12 protein-coding genes are annotated in these 12256 nt (G+C 66.6%); 5 read left to right on the top strand and 7 right to left on the bottom strand.

What is annotated here, in order from left to right:
• Nucleotides 1-28 precede the first annotated feature (28 nt).
• A complete protein-coding gene (locus N4264_RS05370; RefSeq protein ID WP_261697578.1) occupies nt 29-703 on the bottom strand; it encodes a protein kinase family protein in 675 nt (224 codons plus the stop codon).
• A gap of 216 nt (nt 704-919) precedes the next feature.
• Here N4264_RS05370 and N4264_RS05365 point away from each other — a divergent pair, with 216 nt between their 5' ends.
• The 3 genes from N4264_RS05365 (at nt 920) to N4264_RS05355 (ending at nt 4647) form a co-directional block, all read left to right on the top strand.
• The gene (locus N4264_RS05365; RefSeq protein WP_261696040.1) at nt 920-1555 is read left to right on the top strand and encodes a PdaC/RsiV family protein; all 636 of its coding nucleotides are present in this window, start codon (nt 920-922) and stop codon (nt 1553-1555) included.
• A 33-nt stretch (nt 1556-1588) separates the two neighbouring features.
• Nucleotides 1589-2071, top strand: a complete 483-nt coding sequence (locus N4264_RS05360) for a DUF456 domain-containing protein (protein ID WP_261696039.1) — start codon at nt 1589-1591, stop codon at nt 2069-2071.
• Nucleotides 2072-2250: 179 nt separating this feature from the next.
• Nucleotides 2251-4647 (top strand): WD40/YVTN/BNR-like repeat-containing protein, encoded by a 2397-nt coding sequence (locus N4264_RS05355; protein ID WP_261696038.1) that lies wholly within the window; start codon nt 2251-2253, stop codon nt 4645-4647.
• A 67-nt stretch (nt 4648-4714) separates the two neighbouring features.
• Here N4264_RS05355 and N4264_RS05350 read toward each other — a convergent pair whose 3' ends face one another.
• Nucleotides 4715-5113: a GFA family protein gene (locus N4264_RS05350; RefSeq protein ID WP_261696037.1), complete on the bottom strand. Its 399-nt coding sequence runs from the start codon at nt 5111-5113 to the stop codon at nt 4715-4717.
• A gap of 174 nt (nt 5114-5287) precedes the next feature.
• On the opposite strand from N4264_RS05350, the gene N4264_RS05345 reads away from it, so the two are divergent.
• Nucleotides 5288-7042, top strand: coding sequence for a DUF885 domain-containing protein (locus N4264_RS05345; RefSeq protein WP_261696036.1), 1755 nt, complete (start codon nt 5288-5290; stop codon nt 7040-7042).
• A gap of 53 nt (nt 7043-7095) precedes the next feature.
• Here N4264_RS05345 and trhA read toward each other — a convergent pair whose 3' ends face one another.
• The 5 genes from trhA to N4264_RS05320 form a co-directional block, all read right to left on the bottom strand.
• On the bottom strand, nt 7096-7755 hold the full coding sequence (gene trhA / locus N4264_RS05340) for a PAQR family membrane homeostasis protein TrhA (protein WP_261696035.1): 660 nt from the start codon (nt 7753-7755) through the stop codon (nt 7096-7098).
• A 112-nt stretch (nt 7756-7867) separates the two neighbouring features.
• On the bottom strand, nt 7868-8770 hold the full coding sequence (locus N4264_RS05335) for a response regulator (RefSeq protein ID WP_261696034.1): 903 nt from the start codon (nt 8768-8770) through the stop codon (nt 7868-7870).
• The gene (locus tag N4264_RS05330; protein ID WP_261696033.1) at nt 8767-10107 is read right to left on the bottom strand and encodes a sensor histidine kinase; all 1341 of its coding nucleotides are present in this window, start codon (nt 10105-10107) and stop codon (nt 8767-8769) included. The genes N4264_RS05335 and N4264_RS05330 overlap by 4 nt, the downstream gene beginning before the upstream one ends.
• A gap of 138 nt (nt 10108-10245) precedes the next feature.
• Nucleotides 10246-10674 carry a hypothetical protein gene (locus N4264_RS05325; protein WP_425508311.1) on the bottom strand — a complete coding sequence of 143 codons (429 nt, stop codon included), beginning with the start codon at nt 10672-10674 and terminating at the stop codon, nt 10246-10248.
• A gap of 134 nt (nt 10675-10808) precedes the next feature.
• Complete coding sequence (locus N4264_RS05320) at nt 10809-11186, bottom strand: hypothetical protein (RefSeq protein WP_261696032.1); 378 nt, start codon at nt 11184-11186, stop codon at nt 10809-10811.
• 185 nt (nt 11187-11371) lie between these two features.
• On the opposite strand from N4264_RS05320, the gene N4264_RS05315 reads away from it, so the two are divergent.
• On the top strand, nt 11372-12196 hold the full coding sequence (locus N4264_RS05315; protein ID WP_261696031.1) for a universal stress protein: 825 nt from the start codon (nt 11372-11374) through the stop codon (nt 12194-12196).
• Nucleotides 12197-12256 lie beyond the last annotated feature (60 nt).

Below are 12256 nucleotides of genomic sequence, written 5' to 3'. Positions count from 1 at the left end.
GATAGCCGGGGAGGCGGCTTTCCCGCGATTACGGCGGCGGCGTGCGGCGAACACGCAGCGCGCCGCCGTCATCGTCCCAGTAGCCGAACCAGCGCCGGGCGATGTACTTGTACACACGCTTTCCGGTGGCTTTCCAGGTGCGTGCCAGCCACGAACGTCGCGCCAGCAGGCGACGTTCCACCGGGGTAAGCGCCTGGGGGCAATAGGTCCGCTTGTGCTTGAGCAGGTGACGCAGATCTTCGCGCGCGAGCATGCGGAACCACGCACCGCGCCGACGGCTGATCCAGCAGATCTGGAAATCCAGCACCGCCGGGCGGTTGTCGGGCGTGACCAGCCAGTTTGGTTCCTTGGCCAGGTCGTTGTGCGCCAGCCCGCGGCCCCGCAGGGACTTGAGCAGGCGATGTGCCTGGCGAAACCAGGCCGGGTCCTGCGGCGCTGCCACCTGCATCGGCGCACCGGCCATCCAGCTGCGTTCCAGCACTTCTCCATCCCAGCGCAGCAGTTGCGGTACGTCAGCGAGCCCCTGCAGGCGCTCCAGCCCTCGCGCCTCGTGCCGTGCCGCCCAGCGTGCCGCCGGACGCAACAACCAGTGGGCACTGCGGGTGTCGCGCCGGACGAAGACCTGGTCGCCACGCCGCACGCGTTCGATATGTCCGAACGTGTCGGATTTGAGGAGATCGCGGATTTCGTCATCGGCGGACATGGTCATCGAGGTTACCACGCCCTCCCGGGCCGCCGCCGTGTTCAGGCTGCGCCGGGGTCCTGATTCAGTTGCACTGCGTAGACTCGACGAAGGGCAGTCACCGATGAGGGTTGTGATGCGAGCACAGGCGATCGTGCTGCTTCTGGCCAGCAGCATCGTTCCGGCCTGCAGCCGGCCACCGGCGCCGCCCGCGCGGCCCCCGCCGATGCCGGCGGCGTGGCGCCCGATCGCTACGCCATCACGTATCCGACGCTGGCCGACCGCGACCAGGGCCTGCTGCCGCATCTCCACGCCTTTGCGGAGCAGCAGAAACGCAACTTCCGCGCAGAGGCCGGCAAGCGGCCCGCAACGGTGGACACAGCGGTTGCCGAAGGTCACCTGCGGCTGGACTTCGCCCTGCGCAACGACACGGATGACTTTGTCAGCATTGTTGCCACCGGAGAGATGTATACCGGCGGCGCGCGCGGCGTTCCACTGCTGGCCGCCTTCAACTGGCACCGCGGCAGCCGGCAGGTGATCGCCCTGCCCGACCTGTTCGACAACCGCGATGCGGGCCTTCGCGCCATCGCCGCACACGTCCGGCGTGAATTGACGGCGCGCGGCCGTCGCGACCCGGCGATGGCCCTGACTGACCGCGACCGCATGCTCCAGGGCACGGCGCCGGTGGTCGAGAACTACGCGACCTATTTTGTCCACGGCAGCCCGGGACGTTCGGGCATCACGGTCATCTTTCCACCGTACCAGGTCGCGCCCTATGCCAGGGGCTTCATCGAGATTCCAATACCCGGCACCATTCTGCTCCCGCATCTGAAAAAGAACCTGCGTCGCACGTTCGCCGCCACCGTGCCATGACGCGCCCGCCTCGCGGCGAGAAGGATTCCTGCTTTGACCACCGCGCTTTACGTGCTTTCCGCCCTGCTCATCCTCGCCGGTCTTGCCGGCACTATCCTGCCGGCCCTGCCGGGCGTCCCCTTGATGTACGCCGGCATGTTCCTCGTCGCGTGGGTGGGCGGATTCCAGGAAATCACCTGGGTCACGCTGGTGATCCTGGGGGTCCTGTGCGTGATCGCCCTGGGGGTGGACCTGGTCGCCAGCCTGCTGGGCGCCAAGCGCGTCGGTGCCAGCCGCTGGGCCCTGGTCGGCGCCGCGGTGGGCACTGTGGTGGGCATCTTCTTCGCCTTGCCCGGACTGATCCTCGGCCCGTTCGTGGGCGCACTGGCGGGCGAACTCCTGGCAGGCAGCGACTGGACCCGCGCGACCAACGTCGGCGTGGGCACCTGGCTGGGCTTTCTCTTCGGCACCCTGTCCAAGATCGCCCTCGCGTTCACGATGCTGGGTGTGTTCCTGTTCGCACTCTGGCTCCGGTAGGAACGACCGCTCGCGAAACCTGCGACGCCGGTCACGCCAAATACCCTCCAGCAGGCTGAGCAGTTCGATTATGGTTGGCGAAGTTTGCCGTCACGTTTCCTTCACGGAGGAAGGGGACGCGAAGGGCGCGCCGATACCGGCCCTGCCCGCACCGGCAATTGCCACAGCTGGGGGGATTCATGCGTCACGCACTGCTTACGCTTGCGCTGCTTGCAGCGCAGACGGGATTCTGGCCGTCCACCGCCGCCGCGGAAGAACCGGAAACGGGATTTGGCGAAGTCGCCGCCGATGAATACGAAACCGGGGAGTACGGCGAGCACCCGGCATTTGGCCGGATCGACCGCGAGGAAGGCGAAGCGGAACAGATCGAGCAGCGGCAGCGCTGGTTCATCCAGACGCGCGGGCTTGAACGGCAGCCCGACGCGGGCGAGCGCCGCGCGGCCGCGATGGCCAGCCAGCGCACCGCACTGCGCGCCGGCGTACCGCCACTGATCAGCGCCGGCGAACGGTGGGAATCCGTCGGTCCGAATGCCATGAGCATGCTCAGCTGGACGATGGGCCTGGTGGCCGGACGCACGACCTCGTTGTCGGTCCGCCCGGGCAATGACAACGTGCTGTACCTGGGCACCGCCGCTGGCGGCCTATGGAAGTCGACCAACGCCGGCGCCACCTGGACCCGCCTCTCGGACGTGCTCGATTCGCCCAGCATCGGCGCCGTGCTCGCCAATGCCGGTGCCGGTTCGGCGCCCGACGATGTCTGGGTGGGCACGGGCGAGGCCTATGCCGGCGGCTGCGGCGGCTATTTCGGCCAGGGCATCTATCATTCGACCGACGGCGGCGCGACTTTCACGCCACGCAACGGCAGCGGTTCGACCGCACTGAACCTTTCCTTCATCAATGCCATCGCCCGGCATCCGGCCAACACGCAGACACTCCTGGTGGGCGGCAGCGGCAAGTGCACGGGCGGATCCTCGAGCGGATCCGGTGTCTACCGCACGACCGACGGCGGTGCGACCTGGACGCGCGTCATCAGCACCGGCAACTCGATGGACATCGTCTTCCATCCGGGCAACGGCAACATCGCCTACGCGGCGGTGAACGGCAGCGGTGTGCATAAATCCACCGATGGCGGCGTCACCTGGACGGTGCTCGCTGGCGGCATGCCCGCCAGCGCATCGAACGTGCGGCTGGCGATGGCGCCCAGCGACAGCAATACGCTCTATGCGCTCGCCGGCAGTCCCGTCGGCCTCTACAAGACAACCGACGCCGGCGCCACGTGGACCAAGGTCAACGCCGCGGCCTGCGAAGGGCAATGCTCCTACAACCTCGCCGTGGACGTGCATCCGACGGATCCGAACAGGGTGCTGGTCGGCACCATCCGTCCGGCGCTCTCCACCGACGGCGGCGTCACGCTTACCACGCTCACCACCACCTGGGGCAGCGCGCAGAAGGTGCACCAGGACATCCACATCGTCCGCTTCTCGCGCAGCAACGGCTCGCGGCTGTGGATCGGTTCCGATGGCGGCCTGTGGCGCAGCGAGGACCAGGGGGTCAACTACACCAATCTCAATGCCGGGCTGCACATCACGCAGTTCTACGACATCGCGCTCGACGTACGCAGCCCCGACCGCATCTACGGCGGTTCGCAGGACAATTCCTCGGAAGTGCGCAACGGCAGCAATGTCTGGGCGGTCACCATGGTCAGCGGCGACGGCTTCATGAACGCCTCGGAGCCGGGCGCGGGCGCGGACAATGGCAAGAATGTCTACCAGACCAGTTATCCACAAGCGAACAAACCAGCGATTTCGCGCTCAAGCAATTTCGGCGCGCCGAGCAGCTTCGGCGGCCTGGCCAAGACCGGCATCAGCGACGGCGAACCCTTCCCCTGGGTGACGCCGCTGGTGGTGACCAAGGGAACCTTGTTTGCCGGGTCCAATTTCGTCTATCGCGCCGCGACCAGCCAGACCAACTCCGCCTTCACCTGGACCAAGATGTCGCCAAACCTTTCCGGCGACGGCAGCAACAGCATCTCGGTCCTCAGCCAGCCGGCCGCTGCAGGGACTTCGCCCCTGCGCCTGTATGCGGGCACTTCCAACGGCAAGCTGTGGCGCACGACAGACGCCCTGGCCGCATCGCCGACCTGGACCGACATCACTGCCGGCTACCCGGGCGGGCGCCCCAGCGATATCGCGCTGACCCCGGGCAATGATGACGTCATCTACGTGACCCGCTCCGCCTTCGGCGGCAGCAAACTGTACAAGTCCACGAACGGGGGATCGACCTGGTCGGCCGCCGGCACGGGGTTGCCGGACGTGCCCGCCAACAGTGTCGTCGTCGATACAGTCAACACGCAGCGCGTGTTCGTCGGCACCGACATCGGCGTGTACGAAAGCACCGATGGCGGCGCGTCGTTCCGTCCGCTGATGCTCGGCCTGCCGCCGGGCACAGTCGTGGTGGACCTGGAGATCTCCGCGTCGCCGCACGTGCTGGTGGCCGGCACCTACGGCAGCGGCGCCTGGAAGCTGACCTTCGGCGCAGACAACGACACGATCTTCGCGAACGGTTTCAACCCCTGAGCACGCGGGCGCCGTGCCGCTACCGCCGCACGGCGCCCACCGCTCACACCGGGTCAGTCCCCGCCGATCACCCCAAGGAAAGGTGGCGGATCGCCGCCTCGCTTTCCTCACGCTGCGTGTCGTCGAACGGTGTCTCGCGCACCGACGCGACGGTACCCGCATCCAGGCAGTTGACGTTGACGTCGAAGCCGTCCGGATTGGAACGCGGTATGTAGAACGGTTTTACCCCGCAAACGCCGCAAAAGCGGTGTTTTGCCGTACCGGTATTGAAGGTGTACTCGGACAGGTGCTCCGCGCCCGCGACCAGGCGGAATCGCGTGGCCGGAACAATCAGGTGCAAAAAGCCCGTCATGCGGCAGATGGAACAATTGCAGCGGATCGCGTCGATCTGCGCGGGCGCCTCCACCTCGAAGCGCACGCGGCCGCAGTGACAACCGCCGTGATGCAGGACATGGTCTGGATGCATGGATTCTGCCGGCCTGAAAGAGGTCCGCCATAGTAGCGGACCGCCCGGCCGGTCCGCCCCCTGCCGGAAGACCTGCCTGTTCCTGCGCCAGTTGGCAACGCCTCTGCGACCTCCGGCACATTTGCAGGACGCCTGCGAAGGGCGAGACTCGCGGTTCCAATGGGAGCCCATCGCATGCCTCAACTTCGCAAGCTCGTCGCCGCCACGCTGCTCGTCCTGGCGCTGCCCGCCACGGCCGCCTCGGACTGGATCGCCCGCAGCAATGAAAATGCCCAGCCCCTGCTCAAGGTGCTGTCCGAATTCAGTCCGGAGTTCGCCACCAGTGTCGGGCTTGCCGAGTACGACCAGGCGGTCACCGACCTCAAGCCCGAGGTCAACGAACGATTCCGCAAGACGGCCACCGAGGCATTGGCGGCACTCAAGGCCAAGCGCCAGTCGGAAACCGACGTGCGCGTGCAGCAGGATCTGGACATCCTTATCGACACCACGGAACGCCAGATCGCCTCGAGCGAGATCAACCAGAAATACCTCCTGCCCTACACCGATATCGGCCAGGCCATCTTCCAGGGCGAGTTCGCGCTGCTGCAGGACGACATGCCGCCCAAGCGCCGTGCAGCGGCCCTGGTCCGTCTCAAGCGCTACGTCGGACTCGAATCGGGCTACACGCCCGTCACGGAACTGGCTAAGGCGCGCTTCACCGAGCAACTGGGCAAGCCGGGCATGCTGGGACCGGTCAAGGCCCAGGTCGAACAGGCATTGGGCAACACGCCGCGCTACGTCGAAGGCATCCGCCAGCTCTACGCCAAGTACAAGATCAAGGGCGCCGACAAGGCCCTCGATGCCCTGGAAACCCAGCTCAAGGACTACGACAACTGGGTACGCACCACCGTCATACCGGTGTCGCGAGAGGACTTCCGTCTGCCGCCGGATCTCTACGCCGACAACCTGCGCAACGTCGGCCTCGACATTCCCCCGGAAGTACTGGTGAAGAAGGCACGGCTGGCGTTCTCCGAGATCCGCAACGAAATGCAGAGCATCGCCTCGCAGATCGCGGCGCAGCGCAAGCTGCCGTCCAGCAACTACCGCGACGTGATCAAGGTGCTCAAGAAGGAGCAGCTGCCGCCGGACAAGGTCGAAGCCACGTACCACGAGGTCATCGGCCAGATCGAGGAAATCATCCGGCGCGAGAAGATCATCTCGCTGCCATCACGGCCGATGATCATGCGCATGGCCTCCGATGCCGAAACCGCAGCGCAACCGGCTCCGCACATGGATCCGCCGGCCCTGATCAACAACAAGGGCGAGCGCGGCACCTTCGTGCTGACCGCCGGCAATCCGTCGACCGACGGAAAGTCCGAGGGGTATGACGATTTCAGCCACAAGGGCGCCACCTGGACGCTGAGCGCACACGAAGGCCGCCCGGGCCACGAGCTGCAGTTCACCGCGATGGTGGAACGCGGCGTGTCGCTGCCGCGCAGCCTGTTCGCGTTCAACAGTGTGAATGTGGAAGGCTGGGCCTTGTACGCCGAGGCGGAAACCAAGCCCTACGAGCCGCTGGAAGGCCAGCTCTTCGCCCTGCAGGCACGCCTGCAGCGCGCCGCACGCGCAATCCTCGACCCGATGCTCAATCTCGGCCAGATCACGCCCGAACGAGGTCTGGAAGTGCTGATGGTTGACGTCGGCCTGTCGCGCGCCATGGCGCAGCAGGAGATCGACCGCTACACCTTCCGCGCCCCCGGGCAGGCCACTGCCTATTTCTACGGCTACACCCGCCTGATGGAACTGCGCGCGGAAACCGAGATCGCCCTGGGCGACAAGTTCGACCGCCTGGCGTTCAACGATTTTCTGATCAACCAGGGATTGCTGCCGCCGGACCTGCTGGCCCGGGCGGTGCGTGAGGAATTCATCCCCGCGCAACAGAAGAAGTAGCCAACGGCCGGTGCCGGCGGGTTGATCCTTCCCGCCGGCATCAACCGCGCCGCCTACGCAGCGAGTGGTACGACGTAGAACAGGATCGAGAAGAAGTGCAGTACGCTGCCCAGCAGCACAAAGGCATGCCAGATCGCATGACTGAACGGCAGCGAGCGCCAGAGATAGAACGGCACCCCCAGCGTGTACGCCGCACCGCCGAGGAACAGCAGCCACACGCCGCCGGTCGGCACATTGGCCATCAGCGGCCCGATCGCCGCGAGCGCGCTCCAGCCCATGCCGATGTAGAGCGATATCGCCGCCGCGCGATAGCGCCGCAGGGGTGTCAGTTCGCAGGCAATTCCCAGCAACGCCAGGCTCCAGACCGTCGCGAACAACGTCCAGCCCCAGGGGCCGCGCAGGCTCACCAGGGTGAAGGGCGTATAGGTGCCAGCGATCAGGAGGTAAATGGCGATGTGATCCAGCGTGCGCAGCGTCGGCTTGGCCACGGGATTGGGAATGCCGTGGTAGAGCGTCGATGCGGTGTAGAGCAGGATCAGCGTGGTCCCGAACACCGCCACGCTGGTGACGTGCCAGGCATCGCCGTGCAGTGCTGCAAAGGCGACCAGGACCGCCAGGCCCGCAATGCTCAGGACGACGCCCAGGCCGTGGATCGCGCTGGAAACCACTTCTTCGGCAAGGTGGTAGCGGGGGAGCGCACTGTCACTGGCCATGGGATTCTCCTTCAACCGCCGGACACGGAACGGCGGCCACGATACCGCAGCACCGCGGGGAATCCAAACGATCGTTTGAATTTGTGCGGAATACGCGCTGCGGCGGGGTGTCTCAGGCGCGCTGGCGCGCCTGGTCGCGGATCCGGCGGAAGTAGTCCATCACCCGGCCCGGCAGGGAGATCTCCCGCGGCGCCTCGACCGCATGCCGGCGCACGCGGATCGGCTCGCGTCGCAGCAGGGCATGGCGTTCCAGGCCAGCCATTACCGCGCGGCGTGTCAGCTCGCGCCCCAGCGGCTTGGGCAGGAAACGGAACACCTGGCCCTGGTTGATCAGGTCGATCAGGATGCGTCCGTCCCTGAGCGAGGAGCACGCGATGGCCAGCGTGCCGGGGCTGGCTTGCTTGAGCAGCTTGAGCGCACCGATGACATCGTCCGATCCGTGCCGGATTTCGGCCACGATGACCCCATAGTCGGCTTCGCCCAGGTGCGCCAGCGCGGATTCGACGTTGGTACAGGCCGTCACCGGCGTTTCGGACGGCAGGATCGATGCCATCAGAGCCGCCGTGGCGGGATCCTCGTCCAGCACCAGCACGCGCGCGGATGCGACAGTTGCCACGGTGCGGGCGCCCGTTTCCGCGAACTCGGCGCACGCAATCGCGGCGGCCTGCGCGACGGACTGCATCAGCAGCGCGGCGTTCCAGGGTTTTTCCAGAAAACGAAAAATCTCGCCTTCGTTGACCGATGCCTCCACGGCCTCCAGGTCGGCGAATCCGGTCAGGAGGATACGCATCGTGCGGGGCGAATGGTCACGAATCTGGCGCAGCAGATCCACGCCACTGATACCCGGCATGCGCTGGTCGCTCACCACCACATGCACGATACGTTCGCGCACCCAGCGCAGCGCCTCGACGCCATCGGTCGTCGTCAGCACCTCGTACTGGGTGCGAAACAGCAGCGCCAGCGAGCGCAGGATGCGCGCCTCGTCATCGACCAGCAGCAGGCAGGGCTTGCTCATGCCGGGCTCCCGGGCGGACGCCCGCCCAGCGGCAAGGCCACGACAAAACGCGTTCCGGCCTGTGCCGAGGAGGTTGCCGCAATGCGCCCGCCATGGGCGTGGATGATCTGCTGGCAGATGGACAGACCCAGCCCCGTACCCTGCCCGGTCGGCTTGGTCGTAAAAAATGGCTCGAAGATGCGCGGCAACACATCGGGTGCGATGCCGCGGCCATTGTCATGCACGGCAATCATCGCGTAGCCGCCCAGCGCCTGCGTGCGGATGGCGATCACGCCCTTGTCGTGGTCAATCGCCTGCGCGGCGTTGGTGATCAGGTTCAGCAGCACCTGGTTGATCTGCGCCGGGGCGCACCGCACCAGTGGCAGCTCGCCATAGTGACGGCGCACATCGACCTGGCGCTTGCGCAACAGGTGCCCGCCGATGCGCAGGGCGGCATCGATGACCCCGTGCAGGTCGACATCGTCGCTGCGGCGCTGGTCGATGCGGCTGAAGTCCTTGAGGTTGCCCACCAGGTCCGCCATCTGCGTGACGCCGTGGAGGGTGTCTTCCAGCAACACGTCGATATCACGGAAGAGGGTGGGTTCGAAGGCCTGGCTGGCCTCGGCCATGCGCTCCACGCAGGCTTCGGCGACCGCGAGGCCGGCGTCTTCGCCGATCTGCATCAGCGCCTGCGCCGCCCCCACCCACTCGGCCGCCGCCTGCAGGAGCGGGCGGATCATCTCCACGTTGTTCTGGACGTAGCCGAGCGGCGTGTTGATTTCATGCGCCAGTCCGGCGACGAGCTGTCCGAGGGTGGCGAGCTTTTCCGACTGGATCAGCTGGTTCTGCGAGGACTGCAGGTGGCGGCAGGCACGCTCGAGTTCGCGCGAATGCTCGCCCAGCCGGGTCTCCAGGGCGTGCAGCACATCCAGAACGATGCCCATGCCCCGGTAGGTGCCGTCGGCGTCGACGATGGCGAAGTCCTCGGTGATCGGGCGGCGGATGCGCGCGCCGATGATCTTGCCGGCCGCCTCGATCGGTGTGTTGACGGGCAGGATCACCGGGTCGGCGTTCATGATGGTTGCGACCGATCGGCGGCCGTGCAGCTCGCGCCCGTAGGGATGCATGTAGACCCGCATCAGAAGGTCATGCCGGGTGATGCAGCCCAGCACCTTGCCGCGCTCGACCACCGGCAGGGACAGCAGCGCGGCATGCCGCGGCTCGCGGAACCGTTCGCCGGCCTGCTGTACGGTGCAGCGCGGTGTCAGCGGCTCGACCGGCTGCTGCAACTGCGTGAGGTCGGGAGAGAGATCGGGCGTCGGCACGGAATGCCGCGCGGGGAGTGGAGAAGCGTTCATGGCAAGCCCGGGCCGCGGTGCAGGGAGCGGCGACCGCGCGAGCCTAGGGGGCGGATACGTCAGATCGATGACGACATACGCCGACGGATCCATTCCGGAAGAATGGGATCCGCCGGTGAAGAACGCCCGGTGAAGCGGTCAGCGACTGATAACGAACTTGCCGAAATCCACTCCGATGTTGACGCCACGACCGGTGCCGGCGAGAGCCAGCGAGACTTCGCCCTTGGTGACCACGCTGACCCCGGAAGATTTGACGACGCCGGCGTGGGCGCCGCCCTGGGCATACGCTCCCAGCAGCTCATCGATGTCGTGCACTTCGGAGAATTCGCCGCGGCCGTCTTCGATCGTCTGTTTGCCGAAGGTCAGGCCGCCGCCCTTGGCGCGGATTTTCACCTTCATCGTCTGGCCATTGTTGCAACGGATGATGCCGGCACCACTGGCGGTCTTGTAGAAGGCAGACCAGCCCGACAGGTCATATTGCAGCTCACAGTCGATCTTGGCCGCCTGGGCGGAGGTCATGCCCAGGGAAAGAGCGATCGCGGCGACAGTTCCAAGCAGGACTTTCATGGGGTGGCTCCTTGCGAGTCTTCGTGCCGCCAATGATGCGCGCAAAAACTGAATCGCAGCCATGCCGCCCGCCACGGTTTGCGCAAACGGCGCCGCCGGCGCAGTCCCGCGCGGCGGCATCGGTTCATCGAGGGTTACTGATCGGCGATCAACGGCCGCGATTCGCGCGGCGCGCGGGAAGCGGTGGCCAGGTGCACTACCAGCCACACCAGGCCGATCAGGAGCAACAGCGGCAACGCGGCCTGGATGGCCGCGGCCAACGTCGCGACGACCGCTCCCAGTCCGCCCAGCACGACGAAGGGCAGCGCTATCACCGCCGCCGCGACGGCAATGCCGGCACCGACGATCCATCCGACCAGTCGGAACAGGCACACCAGGAGCGCCACTACCGCGCCGATGATGCCCAGGCCGATCAGCACGGGCACGAGGACAGCGGCAGCCACGACCGCGAGCACCCCCAGCACCACCACTGCCACCAAAGACAGGGTCAGCAACACCATTGCGGTCAGCATGTCTTTCCTCCTGCGGCTTTCGTCAACGACGGTAGGCCTGCAGGAGGATGCGGGCAAGTGCTGGAAGGTTTAAACCGGCGCCTGCCGGGCACCGTTTGCACAACGCAGCCACATACCGGGCGAACCCCTCCGGCGAGGCGGTGCGATAAGCTAGCCCCACGAGGAAGCAAGACAGGAGCAGTGCCATGCGTGCGCTCGATGTTCTGGTCCACGTTCGTCACTACGCCGGTGACAGCCCCACATTCCGCGCCGCGCTGGCGCTGGGCCGTCGCGTTCCCGGCCGATTGCACGGCCTGTACGTCGCACCAATCCCACCGGCCGCGTTCACCTCTCCCGAAACCGTCGCCGTACTGGTGCACGAGTCGGACCGACGTTACCGCGGCGCTCAGAGTGCCGAGGCCTGGTGGCAGGAACTACTGGCGATGAACGCGGCGGAAGGGGACTGGACCGTTGCCCAGGCTGACGCTATCGACGCCATCGCCAGCATGGCGCGCTGGATCGACCTCATCGTCATCGAACGGGCGCAGCACCAGGCGGAGGCTCCCGTCGGCTGGGGGCTGGTATCGCGATCGGTGCTGGCGGTCGGCGTACCGGTCGTGGTCGTACCGGAAGGGGTCGTCTTCGACGAGCTGGGGCGGCACATCGTCGTGCTCTGGAACGGCAGCCGCGAAGCCACCCGCGCGGTGCACGGCGCCTTGCCATTCCTGCTGCGTGCCGAAGCGGTGACCGTCATCGATGGCGAGGCGCCGACGAACAATGGAGGAATCCTGCATCTGCCGCGCTTTGACCTGCGTCGCTACCTGCAGGCGCACGGCGTACGTGCCAACTTCCGCCCCTTCACCGCGGAATCCGATCGCGGCGCCGCACTGATGGCCGCCGTGAAGGATGCCGGCGCCGACCTCGTCGTGATGGGCGCCTGGGGCCATTCACGCCTGACCGAATTGGTATTGGGCGGCGCGACGCGCTACCTTTTCCAGCACGCCGACCGGCCCCTGCTGGTGGCGCACTGAGGATGCCACGCAAGCGCCAGTGGGCGCGGACCATCCCCCCGCAAACGATTGCGCCCGCGC

This window comes from Tahibacter amnicola, assembly GCF_025398735.1.
GTDB classification, from domain to species: Bacteria; Pseudomonadota; Gammaproteobacteria; order Xanthomonadales; family Rhodanobacteraceae; genus Tahibacter; species Tahibacter amnicola.
The sequence above is the reverse complement of the archived record's forward strand: the minus strand, read 5'-3'. Positions and strand labels throughout refer to the sequence as shown.

Coding starts and splice junctions, on each gene's coding strand:
- N4264_RS05345 (WP_261696036.1), top strand. CDS start 5,288: ATGCCTCAACTTCGCAAGCTCGTCGCCGCCACGCTGCTCGTCCTGGCG.
- N4264_RS05370 (WP_261697578.1), bottom strand. CDS start 703: ATGTCCGCCGATGACGAAATCCGCGATCTCCTCAAATCCGACACGTTC.
- N4264_RS05320 (WP_261696032.1), bottom strand. CDS start 11,186: ATGCTGACCGCAATGGTGTTGCTGACCCTGTCTTTGGTGGCAGTGGTG.
- N4264_RS05325 (WP_425508311.1), bottom strand. CDS start 10,674: ATGAAAGTCCTGCTTGGAACTGTCGCCGCGATCGCTCTTTCCCTGGGC.
- N4264_RS05315 (WP_261696031.1), top strand. CDS start 11,372: ATGCGTGCGCTCGATGTTCTGGTCCACGTTCGTCACTACGCCGGTGAC.
- N4264_RS05350 (WP_261696037.1), bottom strand. CDS start 5,113: ATGCATCCAGACCATGTCCTGCATCACGGCGGTTGTCACTGCGGCCGC.
- N4264_RS05335 (WP_261696034.1), bottom strand. CDS start 8,770: ATGAGCAAGCCCTGCCTGCTGCTGGTCGATGACGAGGCGCGCATCCTG.
- N4264_RS05355 (WP_261696038.1), top strand. CDS start 2,251: ATGCGTCACGCACTGCTTACGCTTGCGCTGCTTGCAGCGCAGACGGGA.
- trhA (WP_261696035.1), bottom strand. CDS start 7,755: ATGGCCAGTGACAGTGCGCTCCCCCGCTACCACCTTGCCGAAGAAGTG.
- N4264_RS05330 (WP_261696033.1), bottom strand. CDS start 10,107: ATGAACGCTTCTCCACTCCCCGCGCGGCATTCCGTGCCGACGCCCGAT.